This window comes from Janthinobacterium sp. EB271-G4-7A, from assembly GCF_020858075.1.
GTDB lineage: Bacteria > Pseudomonadota > Gammaproteobacteria > Burkholderiales > Burkholderiaceae_D > Janthinobacterium > Janthinobacterium lividum.
Genome location: NZ_JACYMI010000001.1, coordinates 2,537,056 through 2,559,252, shown reverse-complemented (window position 1 = coordinate 2,559,252; position 22,197 = coordinate 2,537,056). Strand labels below are relative to the sequence as shown.

The window sequence follows — 22,197 nt, the reverse complement described above, 5'->3', positions numbered from 1 at the left end:
AAGTTCGTGCTGCTACAAGGGCCGGCCTTGTGGGCCGGCCGTCCTGGTGCGCTGGATCAGCGGTACTGCGTTCTTACTTGGCCGCCATCAGGGCGACCGTCGTGTCGAGCATGCGGTTCGAGAAGCCCCACTCGTTGTCATACCACGACGACACTTTCACGAGGCGGCCCGAGACCTTGGTCAGGGTCGAATCGAAGTTCGACGAAGCGGGGTTATGGTTGAAATCGATGGATACGAGCGGTTCCGTCTGGTACGTCAAGATGCCTTTCAGGGCGCCTTCCGACGCCGTTTTCAGCAAGGCATTGACTTCCTCGACGCTCGTGTCGCGCTTGGCAATGAAGGACAGGTCGACCAGCGAGACGTTAATCGTCGGCACGCGCACGGCAAAGCCATCGAGCTTGCCATTCAGTTCCGGCAAGACCAGGCCGACAGCGGCCGCCGCGCCCGTCTTGGTGGGGATCATCGAATGCGTGGCCGAACGGGCGCGACGCAAGTCTTCATGCATCACGTCGCTCAATACCTGGTCGTTCGTGTAGGCGTGCACGGTGGTCATCAGGCCCGATTCGATGCCAATGGCGTCGTTGAGCGGTTTGACTAATGGCGCCAGGCAATTCGTCGTGCACGAAGCGTTGGAAATGACCGTGTCTGTCGCTTTCAGCACATGCTGGTTGACGCCGAACACGATGGTGGCGTCCACGTCCTTGCCGCCCGGCGCGGAAATGATGACCTTTTTCGCCCCGCCCTTCAGGTGGGCCGAGGCTTTTTCCTTGGTCGTGAAGAAACCCGTGCATTCGAGCACCACATCGACGCCGAGTTCGCCCCACGGTATCAGGGCCGGGTCGCGCTGCGCGAAGACGCGGATGCGGTCGCCATTGACGAGCATGTTCTCGCCATCGATGGTGACAACGCCGGGAAACTTGCCGTGTACCGTATCGTAGCGCGTCAAATGCGCATTCGACTTGGCGTCGCCCAGGTCATTGATGGCGACGATTTCGATATCCTGCTGCTTGCCGCCTTCATAAAATGCGCGCAAGACGTTGCGGCCGATGCGGCCATAGCCATTGATGGCAACTTTGATGGTCATGCTGTCTCCTTGATATTATTTAAATGATTCACCTGATACGTACAGCGCCGAACAAAACCGTAGCGAGCGGAAGGGAGTTGTGGCTGAGAAGCGGAACTGTGCTTGAGCACAGTGAGCATCGCAGGCCGCAAATCACGACGCGCAGTAGGTTTGGTTCGGTGCCATCTAACCGCTGTTGCGCAACCCCGCCGCAATGCCGTTGATCGACAGATGAATGCCCGTGCGCGCCGCCGCATCCTGCTTGCCTTCGCGGAAACGTTTCAACAGCTCCACCTGCACGTGGTTGAGCGGATCGATATACGGGAAGCGGTTGCGTATGGAGCGCTGCATCAGCGGATTGGCTTGCTGCAACTCTTCCTGGCCCGTGATCAGCTTCAGGGCGTCGAGGGTGGCCGCATATTCGGCGCGGATGCGCATGAAAATGGCGTCGCGCAAGGCCTTGTCCTTGACCAGTTCCGCATACTTGCCGGCGATGGCGATATCGCTCTTGGCCAGGACCATATCCATGTTCGACAGCAAGGACGTGAAGAATGGCCAGTCCGTGTACATGCCGCGCAGCACGTCCGCGCCATCAGCAGGATGGGCAGCCAGGTAGGCTTGCACGGCGGAACCAAAACCGAACCAGCCCGGCAGCATCAAACGGCATTGCGCCCAGCTCAGGACCCAGGGAATGGCGCGCAAATCCTCGATGGACGTGGATTTCTTGCGCGAGGCGGGACGGCTGCCGATATTCAGGGCGGCAATCTCCGCGATCACCGTCGATTCCCAGAAATACTGTTCAAAGCCATCCGTGCCGTAGACGAGGTCGCGGTAGGCGTTCAGGGCCGTTCCCGAAAGTTCTTCCATCGCGGCCAGATGGCCCGCGCCAGCCGAGGCCTTCGGTTGCAGCTGCGCCTGCGGCAGCAGGGTCGACTGGATGGTGGCCGCCACCAGCACTTCCAGGTTGCGGCGCCCTACTTCCGGGTTCGCATACTTGGCCGTGATGACTTCGCCTTGCTCCGTCAAACGGATCTGTCCCTGCACGGCGCCGGCCGGCTGGGCCAGGATGGCTTCGTAGCTGGGTCCGCCGCCACGGCCGACGGAACCGCCGCGGCCGTGGAACAATCGCAGCTTGATCTGGTATTGCTTGAACACCGTCACCAGCTCGATCTCGGCCTTGTAGAGTTCCCAGCCGGAGGTCAAAAAGCCACCGTCCTTGTTGCTGTCCGAGTAACCAAGCATGACTTCCTGCTGGTCGGCGCGCGACGCGAGCAAGCCGCGGTAGAACGGCAAGCCGAAGGCGCGCGCCATGATGGCGGGGCCCGCGCGCAAGTCGTCGATGGTTTCGAACAGGGGAATGATGTTGACATCGACTTCGCGGCTATCCTGGCGCAGCAAGCCTACTTCCTTGAGCAGCAAGGCCACTTCCAGCAGGTCCGAGACGCTGGCCGCCTTCGAGATGATGCAGTTCGGTACCGATTCCTTGCCATATTTGACATGGGCCTCGCGCACGGCGCGGAAGATGTCGAGTTCGGACGTCGTTTCTTCCGAGTAGTGCGCATACGGCGACGTCAGCAGGCGTGGCGACTCCAGCTCGGCCAGCAGCAAGCTGATGCGCTGCTCTTCATCGAGGTCCAGGTAGACGAGGCCCGGCTGGGCACCCGCGAACAGTTCGCCCACGACGCGCTCGTGCACGTCGGAATTCTGGCGCAAGTCGAGCGGCGCCAGCGAAAAGCCGAACACCTTGACGGCGCGGCGCAGCTGGCGCAGCCGGCCGCGCGCCAGCGCACGCAAACCATTGCTGACCAGCGAATGCTGGACCACGTCCAGGTCAGCCAGCAGTTCAACAGCGGCAGCGTAGGGCTGCACGCCGTCTGCCTGCTTGCCCTTGCCAGATAGCACCACGCGCGTGGCGTCCAGGCGTGCATGGATGCCGTGCAGGGCGCGGCGATACGGTTCGTCGACCCGGTGCGGCGACGCATCAGCCGAGCGCTCGGCCAGCGCGCGCAGCGGTTCGCTGCACGCGTTCAGTATTTGCGCCAGCGACAGTTGCGAAGCGAGCTTGCGCAATTCACCGAGGTAAAAATCGAGTACCTTGTCAGCCTGCGTTTGCAGGGTACTGCGCAGGATGTCGGCCGTGACAAACGGGTTGCCGTCGCGGTCGCCGCCGATCCAGCTGCCGACTTTCATGAAATTGGGTAATTCCGCATCTTCCCAGCGGGCATCGCGCTGGGCCAGCATGGTTTCCAGCGAGGAATACAATTTCGGCAGTTCACGCAGGATCGTATGGTCGTAGAACGACAGGCCATTGGCCACTTCATCCATGACGGACAGCTTGCTGGTGCGCAGCAGACGCGTCTGCCACAGGGTGACGATGCCGCGGCCCAGCGCTTCTTCGTTTTGCTCGGCCTCTTCCGGCGTCATTTGCACGCGGTCGCGCTCGCTCAACAGGCGAGCGATGGCCATCTGGCAATTCTGGATACTCTTGCGCTGCACTTCCGTCGGATGCGCCGTGAAGACGGGGCTGACAAACGCATCTTCAAAAAACGATGCCAGCGCATCGGCCTTGCCGGCGTCAAACACGTTGCCGACGGCATGGCTGAGGCTACCCTGGCGCGGCGGCGAGCCGGCGATCAGATGGGCGCGCGTGCGGCGGATGTGATGTTGGTCTTCTGCAATATTGGCCAGCAGCGAGAAATAGCTGAAAGCGCGCGTCAACTGCGTGGTTTCTTCCTGCGACAGCGCTTGCAGCGCGTCCGACAGCTGCGCGCGTGCCGCTTCATCATTGTCGCGGCGGAAACGGATGGCCAGCTGGCGCACATGTTCGATGCGTTCGAAGGCGGGGTCGCCCAGGTGGTTGCGGATGGCGTCGCCCAGCAGACGGCCCAGCTGGCGGATATCGCTGCTCAGCAGCTCGTCTTTCACTTCATTCATTTGCATGGTATTCATTTCCTGGGGCGGCCACGGCGGCACCGCACAGATTGCGTAGTACGCGCTTCCCGGCCCGGGAAACGCCCATCGTCCAATTTGTAGTAAATTTACCTTATTGCTTCACCATCCTCTTGATTTCCATCAACAAAAATCCCACCCAAAGGGTAGGCAAGGGCTAACGAGCTGTTTGCCACGGCAACAATATGAAAATTTACTACGCATTTGAGCGAAAGGCAATCAACTTTTGTCTTTCGAGGCTGAAAAGTGACGGCGCAACACACAGGGCCGGCGCTCTCCTGTATGCTGCGGTTCAAACAAGGATGTAATCCACATCTTATGAATGATACCCATGCGACTGACTGCCTATACCGACTACACTCTGCGCACCCTGATGTACTTGGGCGTGCACCGCGACCGCCTCGTGACCATCCAGGACATCGCCGACCTGCATTCCATCTCGAAGAATCACCTGATGAAGGTGGTGCACCAGCTGGGCCTGTCAGGCATCGTGGAAACGGTACGTGGGAGAAATGGCGGCCTGCGCCTGGCGCGCGACCCGGCCGAGATCAATATCGGCACCGTCGTGCGCGAGACGGAAAGCGATTTCTTTATGGCGGAATGTTTTAACAAGGAAAACAACACTTGCCCGCTGACGCCCGATTGCCTGCTGAAGGCCAAGCTGGGCCAGGCCACGGCCGCCTTCCTGGCCGTGCTCGACACGGTGACCCTCGCATCGATACTCGAAGCGACGCCGGGTGCGCCAGCGCCGATGGCAGGCGTGATCCGCCTCCAAGTGGAAAATACATAATAGTTGTCAGGACCAGGCAGGCAGTCCGGATGGGCGATAGGCGCGATGTGCGCCACGTTGCATCGTGGTGAGGGGGCTGCGCATCAGAGCATGCTTGCTATTTTTTACTTTTCTGCTTTGCCTGTTTTGTCTGCTTTTTCGACTTTGTTTTTGAACCGCTGCTCTTGGCACTGGTGGCGGGTTCCTTCTTCCCTGCAATCGCCTTCGCAAAATCCGCATTAAATTTCCCGCTATCTATTAACTCATCCACAATCCCTGGATAATCCTTCAACTCGGGCACCCAATCCCTTATCTCTTTGAAAAGGCCTGCCATATGCCCTTTTTGCCGGTATTTGACCACCATCTCATTCCATTCCTCGGCATAAGTGTCTGGTTTTGAATGCTGAGAGAATGTCTGGTAGAAAATGGCGTTGGTGCGGAACGGGTCTGCCAGCTTACGATCGAAGCTTTGCCTTAATGGGTTATGCTCCTCATGCAGCCCATTATGGATTTTACGTACGTGGGGGCGGTCACCGGGTTTGTCCGGGTGTATGAAAGCATCCGTATTCGATTGAAGATCGTCGCTATTAAAAAATAGCGGCCGCGTTACGCTGGACCGCATTTTCTTGGCATGATAATGAAGTTTGCTGAATTCACCTGCCAATTCTTCGCTTGTCTTCCCGCGAAGCAAGGATTTGGATGCCTCATTGTAAGCGGCGAAGCCGGCATTCAGATTCTCGGGCAAAAGGGCTGCTGCTGTACCGCGTTCCTTTAAAAATACAATATTAGGTTGATCAGCATCAGGGTAAAGCAATGACGAAGGAGAAGCGCCAAGCGACGGCAGTACCGACCCTGGCAATTTGCTTTGCTCCTTGTAATGCCTGAATTTCTCGGGGTCGAGCACGGTGTTGAGATTATCGGCGCCAACAAGTTCCCTCCCGTCGGCCTGTGACACCCCGAGGCCGGTTGAGACGGAAATATGTTTTGGCGCATGCCAGGTTCTGTAGACAAGCCGGGTTTCTTCAAATGCCTTGTCAAGCGTATCGCTAGCTTCATGCTTATCGATATCTTTTTCAAGCAGGCTTCCAAGTTCCTCCAATTGCGCTGCTGACAAGCTTTTCAATTGATGATAAAAATCAGACAGCAGGCGCACTTTCTCCGCCTGTTTTTGCTCTGCCTCCATGTTCGACCCATCGACGGCGGCAAGCGCCCGCATGAATTCACCATACGTGTTTTCGGAATGGTACGGTTGCAACGGCTGGTGCTGGGGAGCCATGCTACGCCATTCCACGCCCAGCTCGATCGGATGTTGATCGCCATCCTTGTACTGCATCTGCGGGCCGATCATATTGGGGTTTTCGTCCAATTCCGACAATGCGCGTCCCGTCGCCACGGACACCCACGGGTTGAGTTTTGCCTGGACCTCGAAACGCCCGCTCGGGGCGGACACGATGCGCGTTGCCTGCGGACGCAGCACGCCCAGCTGATGGGCGATCGCCGCCGGATTGCCTGCGCCGCCGATGCCCGGCATCCGCACCCGTCCATTGCCGATACTGGCCGAGCCCGATTGCAAGGCGTCCGCCACCGGCCTGCCAGACGCAGTGGCCGTCGCTTCCAGCGATTGCGCGAGATCGCGCAGGTGCATGGCCCCGACGTCGGGCCGCTGCGTCATTTCCACCTCGCCATCGCGCAGCCTGCCTTGCCGGGCCCTGGCCAGCATATCCTGCACGCGGGATGGATCGGCCGTGCCATGCATGGCATGGCTGCCCGCACCGCCAGCCCCATCCACCATGCCCGGCCATTTACGCGAGCCTGTGGCTTGCGGCCGCTCACTGCCGGAATGGAATGCCGCGGCCAGCTGCCCTGGCCCGCTGCCAGCGTCGGGCGCGACGAAACGATCCTGGCGTTCCTGTTTTTTTACCGCGTAGGTGTGCTTCATTGGCTCTTTCAAGTTGCACTTACTATAAGTAACAACAAGCGGACCTTCTCTGCGCGAGAGTACACCGGCCGGCCAGATCGTGCAAATCGCAGGCAAAAAAACACCCCTGCGAAAGGGGTGTTCAAGGTGTAGAGCGATTCAAATGCTCAATGCGCGCTGGCTCCAGCCGCACCGATACCCGTTTCCGAACGCATTTGCTGCGCTTCGTAGCCGGCGCGGTCGATGCGCGCGCGGGGGCTCTTGTCGAGCACAGAGAACAGCCAGATGCCAACGAAGCCGGCCGTCATCGAAAACAGCGCCGGTGAGGCATACGGGAACAGCGCTTCGCCATGACCGAGCACGTCGACCCACACGGACTTCGACACCACCGTCAGCGCGACAGCCGTGGTCAAGCCCAGGAAGCCGCCGATGGTGGCGCCCCGCGTGGTGCAATCCTTCCACAGCACCGACATGAACAGCACGGGGAAGTTGGCCGAGGCGGCGATGGCGAATGCCAGCGAGACCATGAAGGCGATGTTCTGCTTTTCAAAGGCGATGCCCAGCACCACGGCGATAATGCCCAGCACGACCGTCGTCACGCGCGACACTTTCAATTCGTTGGCGCCCGTGGCCTTGCCCTTCTTGATGACGGTGGCATACAGATCGTGCGACACGGCCGACGCGCCCGACAGGGTCAAGCCCGCCACGACGGCCAGGATGGTGGCAAACGCGACCGCCGACATGAAGCCGAGGAAGACGTTGCCGCCCACGGCCTTGGCCAGGTGCACGGCCGCCATATTGTTACCGCCCAGCAATTTACCTGCGGCATCCTTGAACTCGGGATTGGTACTCACCAGCACGATCGCGCCAAAGCCGATGATGAAAGTCAACACATAGAAGTAAGCGATCCAGGTGGTGGCCCAGAACACGGATTTGCGCGCTTCCTTGGCGCTCGGCACCGTGAAGAAACGCATCAGGATGTGCGGCAAGCCGGCCGTACCGAACATCAGCGCCATGCCGAACGAGATGGCCGAGATCGGATCCTTGATGAAGGAACCCGGGCCCATGATGGCTTCCTTGGTCGCGTGCACGTCCACCGACTTGGCGAACAGCGCTTCCGGGCTGAAGTTGAATTGCGCCAGCACGGCCACGGCCATGAAGGTGGCGCCGCCCAGCAGCATCACCGCCTTGATGATCTGCACCCAGGTGGTGGCCGTCATGCCGCCAAACAGCACGTAGATCATCATCAATGTACCGACCAGGACGACGGCGATCCAGTATTCGAGGCCGAACAGCAGCTTGATCAGCTGGCCCGCGCCCACCATCTGCGCGATCAGATAAAAGGCCACGACGACCAGGGTGCCGGAAGCCGAAAAGATACGGATCGGCGCCTGCTTGAAGCGGTAGGCGGCCACGTCGGCAAAGGTAAAGCGTCCCAGGTTGCGCAAGCGCTCGGCCATCAAAAAGGTGATGATGGGCCAGCCGACGAGAAAGCCGATGGCGTAGATCAGGCCATCATAGCCGTTCAAAAAGACGGCCGCGGAAATACCGAGGAAGGAGGCGGCCGACATATAGTCGCCCGCAATGGCCAGGCCATTCTGGAAGCCTGTGATACCGCCGCCGGCCGTGTAGAAATCGGAGGCCGACTTGGTTTTTGCGGCCGCCCACTTGGTGACGAACAGGGTGAAGATGACGAAGGCGGCGAACATGATGATCGCAGTCCAGTTGGTCGGCTGCTTGACTGCCTGGCCCAGGTCGGCGCCGGCCGCGAACGCGGCATTGCTGGTGCCCAGCAGCGCCAGGGCACTCAGGCAAGACACGCCGCGCAGCGCATGCTTGGCGGCGCTCATGCTTGCACCCGTGCCTGGATGGCGTTGCTCAGATCGTCGAATTGCTTGTTGGCGCGGCGCACATAGATGCCGGTGACCAGCACGGTAAACACGATGACGAACAGGCCGATCGGCATGCCCCAGGTCATCACGCCGGCGCCCGTCTTAGTGGCCAGAAATTCCTTGTTGAAGGCGATGAGCAGGATGTAGCCGTAGTACACCAGCATCATCAGGCCCGTCAGCGCCCAGCCGAAGCGGGAACGCACCTTGACCAGCTGATGATAGCTGGGGTCGCTCTTGATTTTTTGAACCAGATCGTCATGCATTGTGTTGCCTCCTGTTATGTAAAAGCTGCTCTTTTGTTTTCGAGCTTGGATTCACAGTACAGTGCGAGGCTTACCCGCCCCTTACGGCAGCGTTTTTTCTCGCGGGGACAACACAATGCAGAAAAAAAAATCAATTCAGTGCGGCCGCCGGTCCGAAGAACTCGTGGTGCGTCTGCTGTTCCGGCACGCCCAGCTCGCGCAAGTACTTCTTGATAGCGCGCATGAATGGCTGCGGTCCCAGGAAGTAGGCGTCGACGTCGCGCGAAACCGGCAGCCAGTGACCGAGCTGCTCCTTATTCAGCAAGCCGACGGCGTCCGGTGCATCCTGTTCGCCGCCATGTTCCGCGTAGCAGTAATAGCGCTGCAGCTGCGGGTGCTGCGCGGCCAGTGCGTCGATCTGCGCGCGGAATGCATGCACGCCCTGGTTGCGCGCCGCGTGGATGAAATGCACGGGACGCTTGCCGCGCAGGGCCGCCGTCAGCATGGCCAGAGTGGGAGTGATACCCACGCCGCCGCTGATCAGCACCAGCGGCTTGTCGCTATCCGTCAGCACGAAGTCGCCCGAGGGCGGCGTCAGCTGCACGGTGTCGCCCGCCTGCACGTGATCGTGGAAGAAATTCGACACCTTGCCGCCCTCTTCGCGCTTGACGCTGATGCGGTAGGTCTGGCCATTGCTGGCGGCAGACAGGGAATACTGGCGGCGCATGGGCACGCCATCGACGGTGGCCAGCACGCCGATATACTGGCCTGGCGCAAAGTCGAGCACGGCCTGGCCATCGGCGGGCACCATCAGGAAGGAAGTGATCTCGCCGCTTTCCACCGTCTTGCTGCGCACTAAAAAATCGCGCGCGCCGCTCCAGCCGCCCGGTGCAGCGGCCTGCGCCTTGTAGATGCGCCCTTCTTCGCCGGCCAGGATGTCGGCCAGCTGGCCGTACGCCGCGCCCCAGGCATCGATGACGGCATCGCTGGCGACCTCTTCGCCCAGCACTTCGCGTATCGCTTGCAGCAGGCTGGCGCCCACCAGCGGATAGTGCTCGGCGCGGATCTGCAGGGCCACGTGCTTGTTGACGATGGTGGCCACCAGGTCGCCCAGCGCCGCAAGCTTGTCGATATTTTTGGCATACATCAGCACGCCATTGGCCAGCGCGCGCTGCTGGTCGCCGCTGTGCTGGTGCGCCTGGTTAAAGTACGGCAGCACTTCGGGATGGTCGCGGAACAGATTCTTGTAGAAGTGGCGCGTCAGCGCTTCGCCGCCCTGCTCGAGGATGGGGACGGTGGCCGTGATGATGGCGCGTTGTTCTTGGGTCAGCATGTAAAACTCCTATGTATATGTGTAAGCGGTCTCAGGCCAGCGTTTCAACGGCTGGATATAACTCGTGGTCTTCGCGCCGCATGCGCTGGAACAGCGCGTGCAGCACGGTATTGGCTTCGCTGCGGAAGGCTTCCGGTTCGGCTTCCAGGCGCACGGGCGTATTCCAGCGGCCGGCGAAATCCAGATAGGCGCCGGCGATGCCTTGCATTTCGTTTTCGTACCGGCGTCCCAGTTGTGCCACCTTGGCCACGCCGGACGCTTGCGCAGCCGGATACAGGTAGCGCTGTTCGACGGCCAGGTGCAGCTTGATCAAGCCGCTCATGGCAATGATCTGTTCGGCAATGGCTTGCGCCTGCGCAGCCACACCGCCGCGCGCCAGCCGGCGCAAGTCGTCAATGGCGGCCAGGATGTCCAGGTGCTGCTGTTTGAATTTGTCGATATTCATGGCGTGTTTCTCTTGTTGAGTGTCCCCAGTGTAGCGGAATTCGCTTAAACATGCAAATTACATGCATCTTTAAATGTATAAGTGTTTCCTGAAGGAATCTGGAACGACATGCGCCACTATGTGCGCCAGAGAACACAAGCTACGGCCATGTCTGCCTATAATTTATTTATCACAGCACAGGCCCGTTTGCGGCCGTGCCGCACCCTCCACTCCAGCCAAGGATGAGCATGAAAAACAAGACGGGCACGGGCCAGGCGCAGCAACTGGCAGGCATCATCAACGAGCACCACACGGACCTGCTGGACGGCTGGATGGCCGGCCTGATCGCCCGCCTGGTGCGCCGCGACAAGATCGCCGAGAACGAGCTGCGCCAGCAGGCATCGCAATTCCTGCCGCTGCTGGCGGGCGCGCTGGAAAGCGGCGACTCGTTCGACATCGAAGGCGGCGCCTGGGACGATACGCGCCAGCTGATCGCGGAGATATCGCAGTCGCGCGTGCGCCAGGGCTATTCGCCGATCGACACGGCCAGCTTCATGTTTGCCCTCAAGGAGCCGCTGTTCGCCTACCTGCGCAAGGCAATCACGGCGCATCCGGAGCAACTGGGCGACGCCATCGTCAGCACCAGCAAGCTGTTCGATGAACTGGGCCTGCTGACCATCGCCATCTACCAGAAAGCGCGCGAACAGGTGATTTTGCGCCAGCAGCAGGAATTGCTGGAGCTCTCAACGCCCGTGGTGCAGCTGTGGCAAAACGTGCTGGCCCTGCCCCTGATCGGCACCCTCGACAGCGCGCGCACGCAGGTGGTGATGGAAAGCCTGCTGCAAAAGATCGTCGACACGGGCGCCCTGATCGCCATCATCGATATCACGGGCGTGCCTACCGTCGACACCCTGGTGGCGCAGCATCTGCTGAAAACCATCGCCGCCGCGCGCCTGATGGGCGCCGACTGCATCATCAGCGGCATCCGCCCGCAGATCGCGCAAACCATCGTGCACCTGGGCGTCAACCTGGAAGACGTGATGACCAAGGCCACGCTGGCCGACGCATTCGTCGTGGCCCTGAAACGCACGGGGTCCAGCATCACCTACCAGCAGCAACAACACTGAGGCGCCTATGGAAAGAATCCCCATTTTACGCATGGGCCGGCTGCTGCTGGTGACGATCCAGGTGGACATGCATGACCGCCTGGCGATGACCTTGCAGGATGACCTGACCACCCGCATCGTGACGGACCGCGCCACGGGCGTGCTGATCGACATTTCCGCGCTCGACATCGTCGACTCCTTCATCGGCCGCATGATCAGCAATACGGCGGCGATGGCGAAAATCCTCGACGCGCGCACCGTCGTCGTCGGCATGCAGCCAGCCGTCGCCATCACCCTCGTGGAACTGGGGCTGACGCTGGAAGGCGTGAGCACGGCGCTCAACGTGGAGCTGGGCATCAAGCTGCTGGAACGGGGCGGCGCATGCGCATGACGGGGGCGCCGTGCTAGGCGCGCAGGAGCAGGCTGGAGTGCAGCAGGCGCAGCAGATTCTGCCCCTGCACAGCGACGAAGACGTCGTACGGTTGCGCAAGCAGGTACGCGACAGCATGGTCGCCATGGGTTTTGGCCTGATCGAACAGACCAAGATCATCACGGCGGCCAGCGAGCTGGCGCGCAATACCCTGCGCTACGGCGGCGGGGGCGAAGCGCGCATCGCGCGCGTCAGCGATGGCGCGCGCCAGGGACTGGAGCTGCGCTTTGTCGATGCGGGACCGGGCATCGAAGATATTCCCCTGGCGCTGACCGATGGCTATACCAGCGGCGGCGGGCTGGGACTGGGGCTGGGCGGCGCCAAGCGCCTGGCCGACGCATTTCACATCGACACGGCGCCTGGCGCGGGCACCACCGTCACCATCGCGAAATGGAAGCTGTTTTGAACCACCTCGAGCAAGCCCCTGACATCGTCAGGCAACGCAGTTTTCCCATCGGCGAACCGAGCGAGATCGCCGCGGCCCGCCGCGCCGGCAACGAACTGGCGCGCCGCATCGGCTTCGATGACGTGCGCACGGGCCAGCTGGCCATCATCATCAGCGAGGCGGCGACCAACATCGTCAAGCACGCGCAGCGCGGCGAAATCCTGCTGCGCAAGGTGCTGCGCGGCGGTACCAGCGGCATCGAAGTGCTGGCCATCGACAACGGCCCCGGCATGGCCAACGTGCGCCAGCACATGCAGGACGGCCATTCCACCACGGGCACCTACGGCGTGGGACTGGGCGCGATACGCCGCCTGAGCCAGGAATTCGACCTGTACACGGCGCCTGGCAAGGGCACGGTGCTGATGGTGGTGGTCTGGGGACCGAACGCCAGCAGCGCCATCCCGGCCAGTCCGAACTGGCAGATCGGCGCCGTCTGCCTGCCGCTGGCCTCGGAACAGGTGTGCGGCGACGCCTGGAACGTGGTTTGCGAAGGCCATGAACTGAGCCTGATGGTGGCCGATGGCCTGGGCCACGGCCCCCTGGCGGCACGCGCGTCAGAATGCGCCAGCGCCCTGCTGGAACACAGCACGCCCGGCTTGCCGCCCCTGCCCGCCCCCTTCATCGAACTGGCCCACGGTGCCCTGCGTGCCACGCGCGGCGCGGCCCTGGCGGTGGCGCATATCGACAGTGCTCGCCGCGAATTGCGCTATGCGGGCGTGGGCAATATCGCCGCCTGCGCCTTCGATGCGCAGCAGCGCCGGCATCTGCTGTCGCATAACGGCATCGTCGGCAGCAATCTGCGCAAGGTGCAGGAGTTTTGCTTTCCATGGCAGCAGGCCACGACACTGATCATGCATTCGGACGGCTTGCACACGCGCTGGGACCTGGAGCGCTATCCGGGCCTGGCGCAATGCCACCCCAGCCTCGTCGCCGCCGTGCTGTACCGCGATTTTGCGCGCGGGCGCGACGACGTCACGGTGGTGGTGCTGCGCGAACATGAGGAACACCAGGCTATGACAGCAGAAACAGCGGAAGGGACAGGTGCGGCATGACACAACGCATATTGACAGCCCATATCGGCAGCGAACTCGATGTGGTGGGCGCACGCCAGCGCGCGCGGCAGATCGCCGCCCTGTGCGGCTTCGGCGTGCAGGACCAGGTGCGCATCGCCACGGCAGTATCGGAACTGGCGCGCAACGTCTACAACTATGCCGGCAGCGGCAAGGTGCATTTCGCCATCGATGGCCAGACGGCGCCGCAGGTGCTCAGCATCCGCATCGAGGACCAAGGCCCCGGCATCGCGCAGCTCGACAAGATACTGGCCGGCACCTATCGCTCGCCGACAGGCATGGGCCTGGGCATCCTGGGCGCCCAGCGCCTGATGGACCGCTGCCATATCCACAGCACGCCGGGCGACGGCACGCAGATCACCTTGCACAAGCTGTTCCCCCGCGACGCGCCCCTGCTCGACGGCGCCACGATCGGCGTGCTGTCCGGCAGCCTGCAGGCGCTGCCGCCGGATATCACGCTGTCCGAAGTGCAGCAGCAGAACCGCGAACTCCTGAGCACCCTGGCCGAACTGAAGACGCGCCAGGACGATCTGCTGCAGCTGACGCGCGAACTGGAAGACACCAACCGGGGCGTGGTGGCGCTATTCGCGGAGCTGGACGAGAAAGCCGACCACCTGCGCCGCGCCGACCAGATGAAATCGCGCTTCCTGTCCAACATGAGCCATGAATTCCGCACCCCGCTCAGCTCCATCCGCGCCCTGTCCAAGCTGCTGCTCGACCGTATCGACGGCGAGCTGTCCGAGGAACAGGAAAAGCAGGTGCTGTTCATCCTGCAAAGCGCCGTCAGCCTGAGCGAGCTGGTCAACGACCTGCTGGACCTGGCCAAGATCGAGGCGGGCAAGGTCGACGTGCATGCCAACAGCTTCCAGGTGGCCGACCTGTTCAGCGCCCTGCGCGGCATGCTGCGCCCGCTGCTGGTGTCCGAGTCGCTGATCTTGACCTTCATCGACCCCGACCCGGCGCTGCACATTCACACGGATGAAGGCAAACTGTCGCAAATCCTGCGCAACTTCATCGCCAACGCCCTGAAGTTCACGGAAGCGGGCGCCATCATCGTCAGCGCCACGCCCTTGCCGGAGCAGGATGCCATCCGCTTTTCCGTCTCCGACACGGGCCTGGGCATCGCCGCCGAAGACGTGCAGCTGATCTTCGAGGAATTCAGTCAGGTGGAAAACCACATGCAGCGCAAGGTCAAGGGCACGGGCCTGGGCCTGCCCCTGTGCCGCAACCTGGCCACCCTGCTCAATGGCACGGTGAGCGTGGAAAGCACGCCCGGCGAGGGCTCGCTGTTTTCCGTCGTCCTGCCCGCCAGCTACCATGCGCCCGAAGGCAGCCTGCCGCCGAGAGCGCCAGCCAACGACAATGGCAACGACCAGCGCATAGGCGTGCTGGTGGTAGAAGACAATCCACCCGTGCGCCTGCTGTATGAAAAATTTTTGGCCGGCAGCGAATTTCGCGTGGTCCCCGCGCGCAGCGTGCGCGAAGCGCAGGAGCGCTGGGAGCAGCAGCGCCCGGCCGCCGTCATCCTCGACATCATGCTGCACGGCGAAACGGCCTGGCACTGGCTGGCCGAACTGAAAAACGACCCGCTGCGGCGCCAGGTGCCCGTCATCGTCGCCACCGAGATCGACGACGTGCGCAAGGGCCTGGCCCTGGGCGCCGACGCCTACTACGTCAAGCCGCTGTCGCGCCAGCAATTGCTGGCAACCCTGCGCGCGCTGATCGGCAACCAACACCACCGGCAAGAGCCGGTTCCGCCGCAAGGCACAACCACCTGGGATAATGCGCATGCTACCGGATAACAACAGCGATGCTCTGATCCTGAACGTCGATGACAGCGACGGCGCACGCTACGCCAAGTCGCGCATCCTCAAACGCGCCGGCTTCAAGGTCATCGAAGCCTCGAACGGGGGAGACGCACTGCTGCGCGCCCGCCAGGACCGCCCCAACCTGATCCTCCTCGACGTCAAGCTGCCCGATATCAACGGCCTGGAAGTGTGCCGCCAATTGAAGGGCGGCACCGAGACGAACACCATCCTGGTGCTGCAGACGTCCGCTTCCTGCATCGGCTCCGCCGACAAGATCCGCGCCCTCGACGGCGGCGCCGACAATTACCTGGTCGAGCCGATCGAGGCCGATGAACTGATCGCCAACGTCAAGGCGCTGCTGCGCCTGGGCCGCGTCGAGCGCGCGCTGCGCGACGTGGACCGCCGCAAGGATGAATTCCTGGCCACTCTCGCGCACGAATTGCGCAACCCGCTGGGTCCCATCCGCACGGCGCTGGCCCTGCTGTGCAAGCTCGATCCCGTCGTGCCGGCCATCCAGGACAATGCGCGCCGCACCATTGGCCGCCACACGGACCACCTGGTGCGCCTGGTGGACGACCTGCTCGACGTGTCGCGCATTTCGCAGGGCAAAATCTCGCTGCAATGGGAAAGCGTGAGCCTGGCCAGCGTCATCCGCAGCGCGCTGGAAACGAGTTCGCACAGCGTCGAGGCGCGCGGCCATGCGCTGGACGTGAACCTGCCCCAGGAAGAACTGTGGGTCTGCGGCGACGCCGTGCGCCTGTCGCAGATCGTCGCCAACCTGCTGCTCAACGCGGCCAAGTTCACGGCGCCGGGCGGGCGCATCGCCATTAGCGCCGGGCGCGAAGGCGACAACGTGCGCATCCGCCTGAGCGACAACGGCATCGGCATCGCCGCCGCCAGCATCGACAGCATCTTCGGCCTGTTCGAGCAGAGCGGCCATTCGCCCGACCGGGTGCAGGATGGCCTGGGCATCGGCCTGTCGCTGGTGCGCAACCTGGTGACCTTGCACGGCGGCCAGGTCAGCGTGCACAGCCCCGGCGTGGGACTGGGCAGCACCTTCGAAGTCATCCTGCCGCTCGACGCCAACGTGCCGCTGCCAGCCGCGCCAGTGCCGGAGGCGGCCACCGGCGGCAGCCAGCGCATCCTCGTCGTCGACGACAATTGCGATGCGGCCGACACCCTGGCCGAATTGCTGGAAATGTACGGCCACACGGTGCGCACGGCCTACACGGGAATACAAGCCACCGAGCGGACCCTGGAATTCAAGCCCGACATCGTCTTTCTCGACATCGGCCTGCCCGATATGAGCGGCTACGACGTGGCCGTCAAACTGCGCCAGCTGCCGATACCGCAGCAATTCCTGCTCGTCGCGCTGACCGGCTACGGCCAGGAACACGACCGCCAGGCGGCCCTGCAGGCCGGTTTCAACGAGCACTTCGCCAAGCCTGTCGATTTCGGCAAGCTGGCCATGCTGGGATTGCATATCGCCCCCTGAGCGGGGCGGCGGCTGCCTGCGGCCAGGGCGTCGGCTATAATCGGCGGCCGCCTCACCTCTGGAACCATGACATGACCACCCGCACGCCGCTGCTGCGCATCACCATGATACTGGGCGCCCTGCACGCCCTGCTGGGCTGGCTGCTGTTGCCTTCGCTGCCCGTCGGCCTGGCCGGCTGGCTGCTGGGCGGCCTGGTCTTGCTGGCGTCGACCATGCTCATGCCGATGACGATCTTTGCCCGCGCCGTCACCAACGATGCGCGCCTGGCCGACCGTTTGAGCTGGGCCGGTTCCCTGTGCATGGGCTTTTTTTCCTCGCTGTTCGTGCTCGCCGTGCTGCGCGAACTCACCTTGCTGATTCCCGCCGCCCGCCAGCACGCGCAGGCGTCCGCCATCGCCGTCCTCGTCCTGGCCCTGCTGGCCACCGTCGTCGGCTTCATCAACGCCCGCCGGGTGGCGCGCGTACGCGAAGTGACAGTGCCCATCGCCGGCCTGCCGGCCGCCTTGCAGGGCTTGACCATCGTGCAGCTGAGCGACATCCACGTGGGCGCCACCATCAAGCGCGCCTACGTGCAGGCCATCGTCGCGCGCGCCAATGGCCTGCAGCCCGACATCATCGCCATCACGGGCGACGTGGTCGACGGCACGGTGGCGCAACTGGGCAGCCATACGGCGCCGTTGGGCGAGCTGCGCGCGCGCCATGGCATCTTTCTCGTCACGGGCAACCACGAGTACTATTCAGGCGCCGCGCCGTGGGTGGCGGAATTTCGCCGCCTGGGCTTGCGCGTGCTGATGAACGAACATGCGGTGCTCGAACACGACGGCGCGCGCCTGGCGCTGGCCGGTGTCACCGATTTCAATGCCGCCGCCTTCGACCCTGCCCAGAAAAGCGACCCGCAGGCCGCCATCGCCGGCGCGCCGGCCGATATCCCCCGCATCCTGCTGGCGCACCAGCCGCGCAGCGCGCCCGAGGCGGAAGCGGCCGGCTACGACCTGCAACTGTCGGGCCATACGCATGGCGGCCAGTTCTGGCCATGGAACCTGTTCGTGCCGCTGCAGCAGCCGTATGTGGCGGGCTTGCACCGGCAAGGCCGGCTGTGGATTTATGTCAGCCGCGGCACCGGTTACTGGGGTCCGCCGAAACGCATCGGCGCGCCGACGGAGATTACGCTACTCAGGCTGGTGGCGGCATAGCACCTAGTCGGCCCAACTGGCCATCCACGCCTCGAAACGCGCCACCACCGCCGGCGGATTCAGGCGCGCCATGGCGCCGTCCACGGCTTCGCTGCCGCTGACCTCGAACAGCAGCACGCTCCCGTCGCGCCGGGCACCCGCACCGAATATGCCTTCGGCGTCCAGCTGCGCCAGCGCCGCGATGCAGGCGTCGAACACCCCAGTGCGAAAGGTGGCGAAATCCACGTCGAACGGCAGCTCGCGGTGCGCCTGCAGCAGCAAGCGGTAGGCGCTGTCGAAGTACGCGCCACCTTCGTCAAATGCCCATTCGGCCGGGTTCCACAGCATCTCTTCGCCGTATTCCGAGGCGGCCAGCGCTTCGCGGCTATTCGCCATGGGGCCGATGGTCATGGCACTGTCGTCGCTCACGAGGGCGAAGGCGTCGATGTGCTGGTCCGGATGCGCACGGCGCACGGCATCGACAGCCTGGCGCGCGGCGTGCGCCACCAGGGTTTGCAGCAGCGCGAAATCGAAGACGGCCGGGTCGATCGGCATGGCGCGCGCCAGGGCATAACCGTCGGCCAGCGCTGCATGGCAGTGGGCCAGGTAGGCTGCGTGCGCCTGCGCCTCGCTGGCGTAGTCGTGGCGCGTCTCCGCGCCCCAGGTCATGGCCGCGCCGCCGGCCGTCCAGACGCTCGTGCCGAAGACGCGCGCTTCGCGGAAATGCAGGGGTTGATCGCCGTCAAAGGTGTAAAACAGGCTGTAGTTACTATGCATGGGAATTGTTCATCGTTTAATCGGGCCGTATCTGCGCGGCGAAATCGCGCTGGCGGAACTGCTCCAGCAGGAAATCGACGAACACGCGCGTCTTCGCGGGCAAGAGCTTCTTGCTGGGATAGTACACGGACAGGGGACCGGAATCGGCATGCCAGCCAGGCAGCAGCCGGACCAGGGCGCCGCTGCGCAGATGGGCCAGCGCGTGCGGCATGGGCAGCAGCGCCACGCCGACGCCGAGGATGGCCGCCTGCGCCATCGCTTCCGGATCGTCGAAGATGGCGCGCGGCCGGCATTCGGCCACGCCTTCGCCGCCGGAACCATCGCGCAGTATCCAGCTGCGCAATCTGCCGCTGCCGGCCGAGCGGCGCGCCACGCCGTCGAAGTGCGCCAGGTCCGACGGGTGCACGGGCAGGATTTTCCCCTGCATGAAGGCGGGCGACGCCGTGGCGACGATGTGGGCGTGGCCCAGTTCGCGCGCCACCACGCCGGGTGTCAGCTCGATGCCGCCGCCGATGGCCACGTCAAACCCTTCGCCGATCAGGTCCACTTGCCGGTTATCGAAATGGCAGTCGGGAATGACGCCAGGGTAGCGGGCGATGAAGTCGCCCAGCAGCGGCACCACATAGCTGCGTCCGAACGACGGCGCCATGCTGATTTTCAGTATGCCGGCCGGCTGGCCGCCCTCTTCGGCCACGCCGGCGATCGCCTCGCGCAAGGTGGACAGGGCGCCGCCGATCTGCTGCAGGAAGCGTTCGCCCCCTTCCGTCAGGGTCAGGCGGCGCGTGCTGCGCTGGAACAGCCGCAATCCCAGGCTCGCTTCCAGCCGCGCCACATTCTTGCTGACGGCCGCCGGCGTCAGGCCCAGGCGGCGCGCGGCGGCCGAAAAACTGCCCAGTTCGGCAGACAGCACGAAGGATTGCAAGTGATTGAGAGCGTCCATGCGCCTATTCTACCCGCTCAGCTGATACCAATGGTTGAAAGTAATTGTAGCGATTCATGGCTAGCGCGGCAGGAATGAAAGGCAGATACTGAACTCCTCGACTCCTCACTTAGAAAGCACATCATGCAAACCCAAACCACCACCAGCACCTCTTTGCCACTGCAAGACAAGATCGCATTTGTGACGGGCGGCTCGCGCGGCATCGGCGCCGCCATCGTGCGCCGCCTGGCCAGCCAGGGCGCCAACGTCGTCTTCACCTATCAAAGCTCCGCCGCCGAAGCGCAGGCGCTGGCCGGCAAGGTGGAGGCCGCAGGCGGCAAGGCCCTGGGCGTGCAAGCCGATGCGGCCGACGCCAGCGCCCTGACGGCGGCCATCGACAAGGTGGCGGCGCAGTTTGGCAGCATCGACATCCTCGTCAACAACGCAGGCGTGTTCCTGCCCGGCGCCATCGATGATTTTTCGCTGGAAGACTTCGACAAGACCTTGAACGTCAACGTGCGCGCCGTCTTCGTCGCCATCAAGGCAGCCGTGGCGCACATGCAGACGGGCGGGCGCATCATCAATATCGGCAGCACGAATGCACACCGCATGCCGTTCGGCGGCGCGGCTGCCTACGCCATGAGCAAATCGGCGCTGAGCGGCCTGACGCAAGGCCTGTCGCGCGACCTGGGCCCGCGCGGCATCACCATCAACAATGTGGAACCGGGCCCCGTCGCCACGGACATGAATCCGCCCACGGGCGACTTCGCCGACCTGATGCACGGCCTGATGGCCCTGCCCCGCCACGGCACGGCCGATGAAATCGCCGGCATGGTGGCTTACCTGGCCAGCCCGGAAGCGGCGTTCGTCACGGGTGCCGGGCTGAAGATCGATGGCGGTTTTGCCGCCTGATCCAGTCCGAACATCAGCGAGCGGTGTGCTGCCACGCCTGCCATGGCGCCATCGGCCACCGCGAACGCCACGCTGCCAGCCATGCGGCCCGCATCGCCGCAGCAAAAGACGCCGGGCACGCTGCTGGCCTTTTGCTCGTCGGTGCGCACGAACGGTCCCATGGCACCGTCTTCCAGCAAGCAGCCCAATTCGCCGGCCAGGGAACTGGCCAGGCGGGTGCGGGTCGCCACGAACAGGCCGGCCATGACGTGGCGGCTGCCGTCGGCCATGACCACGTCGGCCACGCCGTCGATCCGCGCCACGGGCGCGCGCACCACCGTCACGCCGCGCGCGGCAAGTTGCGCCAGCTGCGCCGCATCGGGCTCGAATGCGCCATTCAGGAAAAAAGTGACCGTACCCCAGTCGGGCAGCATCAGGGCGTGGTGCATGGACAGGGGGCCGGTGGCCAGCACGCCGATGGCGCCCTGCTCCAGTTCATAGCCGTGGCAATACGGACAGTGGAAGACGCTGCGGCCCCAGCGCTCTGCCAGTCCATCGACGGGCGGCAGTTCATCGATCACGCCGGTGGCCAGCACCAGGCGGCGGCCGTGAACGACACTGCCATCCGCCAGGGTCACGCCGAAGCCATCGCCATCGCTGCTGGCGGCTGCCTGCGTGGCCGTGCCGTCCAGCCAGGTGACGGTGGCATACGCCAGCAGCTGCGTCTTGCCCTCGGCCGCGATGGCGGCCGTCCCGCTGCCGTCCTGGGTCAGGAAACCGTGCGAATGGCTGGCGTAGCGGTTGCGGCGCTGGCCGCCGTCGATCACCAGCACGCGGCGGCGGGCGCGCGCCAGTTGCGTGGCGGCGGACAGGCCGGCGTAGCTGCCGCCGACGATGATGGCGTCGAACGGGGCGGCAGGCGTGGCGCTGCCCGCGCCTTGGGGTTCAGGAATGGGCATGCGGTGCTCCTTTGTGGATGGCGTACTGTTGGCTGAAACGGTCGGCCAGGTCGGCCAGGGTGACGGCGCCAAAGCGCTGGATCAGCAGCGCCTCGGCTTCGTCGAAGGCGCCGGCCAGCGACTGGTTGACCACTTGCTCGACCAGGCAGCCCGGCTGGTCGACGCGGTTACCCATGGCGAAGATGGTGGGCGAACCCACGGCCACGTAGATGTCTTGCAGGGTCACGCGGTGCAGGTCGCAGACGATGCGCCAGCCGCCGCCATGGCCCTTGCCCGACGCCACGTAGCCGCGCTCGCGCAAGCCTGCCATCATGCGCCGCACCAGCACGGGGTTGGTGTCCAGGTAGCCGGAGAGTTCCTCGGACGTCATCGGGCGTCCCGCATGGGCCATGTGCAGCAGCACGTGGAGGATCGATGATAGTTTGCTGTCGCGTCTCATGTAACTAATGATAGTACATAATCTTCGCAGATGCAATTGAGTTGCGATTTTTTGCGGCATAAAAAAAGGGCCAGACCTTGCGGCCTGGCCCCAGCT

Annotated in this window: 20 protein-coding genes; 9 read left to right on the top strand and 11 right to left on the bottom strand. The window is 63.5% G+C overall.

Annotated features, from left to right (window positions below; all coding sequences use genetic code 11):
• Positions 1-73 precede the first annotated feature (73 nt).
• Both gap and ppc read right to left on the bottom strand, forming a co-directional pair.
• Positions 74-1,084, bottom strand: a complete 1,011-nt coding sequence (gene gap / locus IGS58_RS11520; protein WP_230521434.1) for a type I glyceraldehyde-3-phosphate dehydrogenase — start codon at positions 1,082-1,084, stop codon at positions 74-76.
• A 165-nt stretch (positions 1,085-1,249) separates the two neighbouring features.
• Positions 1,250-4,003: a phosphoenolpyruvate carboxylase gene (gene ppc, locus IGS58_RS11515; RefSeq protein WP_230521433.1), complete on the bottom strand. Its 2,754-nt coding sequence runs from the start codon at positions 4,001-4,003 to the stop codon at positions 1,250-1,252.
• A gap of 340 nt (positions 4,004-4,343) precedes the next feature.
• Between ppc and IGS58_RS11510 the strand changes: the two genes are divergently transcribed.
• Positions 4,344-4,802 carry an RrF2 family transcriptional regulator gene (locus IGS58_RS11510; RefSeq protein WP_230521432.1) on the top strand — a complete coding sequence of 153 codons (459 nt, stop codon included), beginning with the start codon at positions 4,344-4,346 and terminating at the stop codon, positions 4,800-4,802.
• A gap of 97 nt (positions 4,803-4,899) precedes the next feature.
• Here the strand turns inward: IGS58_RS11510 and IGS58_RS11505 are convergent, their stop codons facing one another.
• The 5 genes from IGS58_RS11505 to IGS58_RS11485 all read right to left on the bottom strand — a co-directional run bounded on the left by IGS58_RS11505 (position 4,900) and on the right by IGS58_RS11485 (position 10,611).
• On the bottom strand, positions 4,900-6,720 hold the full coding sequence (locus tag IGS58_RS11505) for a hypothetical protein (protein ID WP_230521431.1): 1,821 nt from the start codon (positions 6,718-6,720) through the stop codon (positions 4,900-4,902).
• Between the two features lie 146 nt (positions 6,721-6,866).
• Complete coding sequence (locus IGS58_RS11500) at positions 6,867-8,549, bottom strand: cation acetate symporter (protein WP_230521430.1); 1,683 nt, start codon at positions 8,547-8,549, stop codon at positions 6,867-6,869.
• A complete protein-coding gene (locus IGS58_RS11495; protein ID WP_034755744.1) occupies positions 8,546-8,854 on the bottom strand; it encodes a DUF485 domain-containing protein in 309 nt (102 codons plus the stop codon). The genes IGS58_RS11500 and IGS58_RS11495 overlap by 4 nt, the downstream gene beginning before the upstream one ends.
• Before the next feature lie 130 nt (positions 8,855-8,984).
• Complete coding sequence (gene hmpA / locus IGS58_RS11490) at positions 8,985-10,166, bottom strand: NO-inducible flavohemoprotein (RefSeq protein WP_230521429.1); 1,182 nt, start codon at positions 10,164-10,166, stop codon at positions 8,985-8,987.
• Between the two features lie 31 nt (positions 10,167-10,197).
• Complete coding sequence (locus IGS58_RS11485) at positions 10,198-10,611, bottom strand: hemerythrin domain-containing protein (protein ID WP_034785752.1); 414 nt, start codon at positions 10,609-10,611, stop codon at positions 10,198-10,200.
• A 227-nt stretch (positions 10,612-10,838) separates the two neighbouring features.
• Here IGS58_RS11485 and IGS58_RS11480 point away from each other — a divergent pair, with 227 nt between their 5' ends.
• The 7 genes from IGS58_RS11480 (at position 10,839) to IGS58_RS11450 (ending at position 18,137) form a co-directional block, all read left to right on the top strand.
• Positions 10,839-11,717, top strand: a complete 879-nt coding sequence (locus IGS58_RS11480; RefSeq protein ID WP_070257095.1) for an STAS domain-containing protein — start codon at positions 10,839-10,841, stop codon at positions 11,715-11,717.
• 7 nt (positions 11,718-11,724) lie between these two features.
• Positions 11,725-12,087, top strand: coding sequence for an STAS domain-containing protein (locus IGS58_RS11475; protein ID WP_034785745.1), 363 nt, complete (start codon positions 11,725-11,727; stop codon positions 12,085-12,087).
• 10 nt (positions 12,088-12,097) lie between these two features.
• Positions 12,098-12,532 (top strand): ATP-binding protein, encoded by a 435-nt coding sequence (locus IGS58_RS11470; RefSeq protein WP_230521428.1) that lies wholly within the window; start codon positions 12,098-12,100, stop codon positions 12,530-12,532.
• Positions 12,529-13,623 carry an ATP-binding SpoIIE family protein phosphatase gene (locus tag IGS58_RS11465; RefSeq protein WP_230521427.1) on the top strand — a complete coding sequence of 365 codons (1,095 nt, stop codon included), beginning with the start codon at positions 12,529-12,531 and terminating at the stop codon, positions 13,621-13,623. The genes IGS58_RS11470 and IGS58_RS11465 overlap by 4 nt, the downstream gene beginning before the upstream one ends.
• Positions 13,620-15,443 (top strand): ATP-binding protein, encoded by a 1,824-nt coding sequence (locus tag IGS58_RS11460; RefSeq protein WP_230521426.1) that lies wholly within the window; start codon positions 13,620-13,622, stop codon positions 15,441-15,443. The genes IGS58_RS11465 and IGS58_RS11460 overlap by 4 nt, the downstream gene beginning before the upstream one ends.
• Complete coding sequence (locus tag IGS58_RS11455) at positions 15,430-16,944, top strand: ATP-binding response regulator (protein WP_081345671.1); 1,515 nt, start codon at positions 15,430-15,432, stop codon at positions 16,942-16,944. The genes IGS58_RS11460 and IGS58_RS11455 overlap by 14 nt, the downstream gene beginning before the upstream one ends.
• 71 nt (positions 16,945-17,015) lie before the next feature.
• Positions 17,016-18,137, top strand: a complete 1,122-nt coding sequence (locus IGS58_RS11450) for a metallophosphoesterase (RefSeq protein WP_230521425.1) — start codon at positions 17,016-17,018, stop codon at positions 18,135-18,137.
• A 3-nt stretch (positions 18,138-18,140) separates the two neighbouring features.
• Here IGS58_RS11450 and IGS58_RS11445 read toward each other — a convergent pair whose 3' ends face one another.
• Together IGS58_RS11445 and IGS58_RS11440 are read right to left on the bottom strand one after the other, a co-directional pair.
• Complete coding sequence (locus IGS58_RS11445) at positions 18,141-18,893, bottom strand: DUF4303 domain-containing protein (protein ID WP_230521424.1); 753 nt, start codon at positions 18,891-18,893, stop codon at positions 18,141-18,143.
• 16 nt (positions 18,894-18,909) lie between these two features.
• The gene (locus IGS58_RS11440; RefSeq protein ID WP_151095774.1) at positions 18,910-19,833 is read right to left on the bottom strand and encodes a LysR family transcriptional regulator; all 924 of its coding nucleotides are present in this window, start codon (positions 19,831-19,833) and stop codon (positions 18,910-18,912) included.
• A 123-nt stretch (positions 19,834-19,956) separates the two neighbouring features.
• Between IGS58_RS11440 and IGS58_RS11435 the strand changes: the two genes are divergently transcribed.
• Positions 19,957-20,724: an SDR family oxidoreductase gene (locus tag IGS58_RS11435; protein ID WP_052140488.1), complete on the top strand. Its 768-nt coding sequence runs from the start codon at positions 19,957-19,959 to the stop codon at positions 20,722-20,724.
• On the opposite strand, the gene IGS58_RS11430 is transcribed toward IGS58_RS11435, so the two are convergent.
• Complete coding sequence (locus IGS58_RS11430) at positions 20,652-21,662, bottom strand: NAD(P)/FAD-dependent oxidoreductase (protein ID WP_230521423.1); 1,011 nt, start codon at positions 21,660-21,662, stop codon at positions 20,652-20,654. The two genes, IGS58_RS11435 and IGS58_RS11430, sit on opposite strands and share 73 nt — an antisense overlap.
• A complete protein-coding gene (locus tag IGS58_RS11425) occupies positions 21,649-22,101 on the bottom strand; it encodes an RrF2 family transcriptional regulator (protein WP_230521422.1) in 453 nt (150 codons plus the stop codon). Before IGS58_RS11425 ends, IGS58_RS11430 begins: the two co-directional genes overlap by 14 nt.
• Positions 22,102-22,197 lie beyond the last annotated feature (96 nt).

Bases quoted from the DNA above. Each gene is read 5' to 3' on its own strand.
- gap (WP_230521434.1), bottom strand. From the start codon at position 1,084: ATGACCATCAAAGTTGCCATCAATGGCTATGGCCGCATCGGCCGCAAC.
- ppc (WP_230521433.1), bottom strand. From the start codon at position 4,003: ATGCAAATGAATGAAGTGAAAGACGAGCTGCTGAGCAGCGATATCCGC.
- IGS58_RS11510 (WP_230521432.1), top strand. From the start codon at position 4,344: ATGCGACTGACTGCCTATACCGACTACACTCTGCGCACCCTGATGTAC.
- IGS58_RS11505 (WP_230521431.1), bottom strand. From the start codon at position 6,720: ATGAAGCACACCTACGCGGTAAAAAAACAGGAACGCCAGGATCGTTTC.
- IGS58_RS11500 (WP_230521430.1), bottom strand. From the start codon at position 8,549: ATGAGCGCCGCCAAGCATGCGCTGCGCGGCGTGTCTTGCCTGAGTGCC.
- IGS58_RS11495 (WP_034755744.1), bottom strand. From the start codon at position 8,854: ATGCATGACGATCTGGTTCAAAAAATCAAGAGCGACCCCAGCTATCAT.
- hmpA (WP_230521429.1), bottom strand. From the start codon at position 10,166: ATGCTGACCCAAGAACAACGCGCCATCATCACGGCCACCGTCCCCATC.
- IGS58_RS11485 (WP_034785752.1), bottom strand. From the start codon at position 10,611: ATGAATATCGACAAATTCAAACAGCAGCACCTGGACATCCTGGCCGCC.
- IGS58_RS11480 (WP_070257095.1), top strand. From the start codon at position 10,839: ATGAAAAACAAGACGGGCACGGGCCAGGCGCAGCAACTGGCAGGCATC.
- IGS58_RS11475 (WP_034785745.1), top strand. From the start codon at position 11,725: ATGGAAAGAATCCCCATTTTACGCATGGGCCGGCTGCTGCTGGTGACG.
- IGS58_RS11460 (WP_230521426.1), top strand. From the start codon at position 13,620: ATGACACAACGCATATTGACAGCCCATATCGGCAGCGAACTCGATGTG.
- IGS58_RS11455 (WP_081345671.1), top strand. From the start codon at position 15,430: ATGCTACCGGATAACAACAGCGATGCTCTGATCCTGAACGTCGATGAC.
- IGS58_RS11450 (WP_230521425.1), top strand. From the start codon at position 17,016: ATGACCACCCGCACGCCGCTGCTGCGCATCACCATGATACTGGGCGCC.
- IGS58_RS11445 (WP_230521424.1), bottom strand. From the start codon at position 18,893: ATGCATAGTAACTACAGCCTGTTTTACACCTTTGACGGCGATCAACCC.
- IGS58_RS11440 (WP_151095774.1), bottom strand. From the start codon at position 19,833: ATGGACGCTCTCAATCACTTGCAATCCTTCGTGCTGTCTGCCGAACTG.
- IGS58_RS11435 (WP_052140488.1), top strand. From the start codon at position 19,957: ATGCAAACCCAAACCACCACCAGCACCTCTTTGCCACTGCAAGACAAG.
- IGS58_RS11430 (WP_230521423.1), bottom strand. From the start codon at position 21,662: ATGCCCATTCCTGAACCCCAAGGCGCGGGCAGCGCCACGCCTGCCGCC.
- IGS58_RS11425 (WP_230521422.1), bottom strand. From the start codon at position 22,101: ATGAGACGCGACAGCAAACTATCATCGATCCTCCACGTGCTGCTGCAC.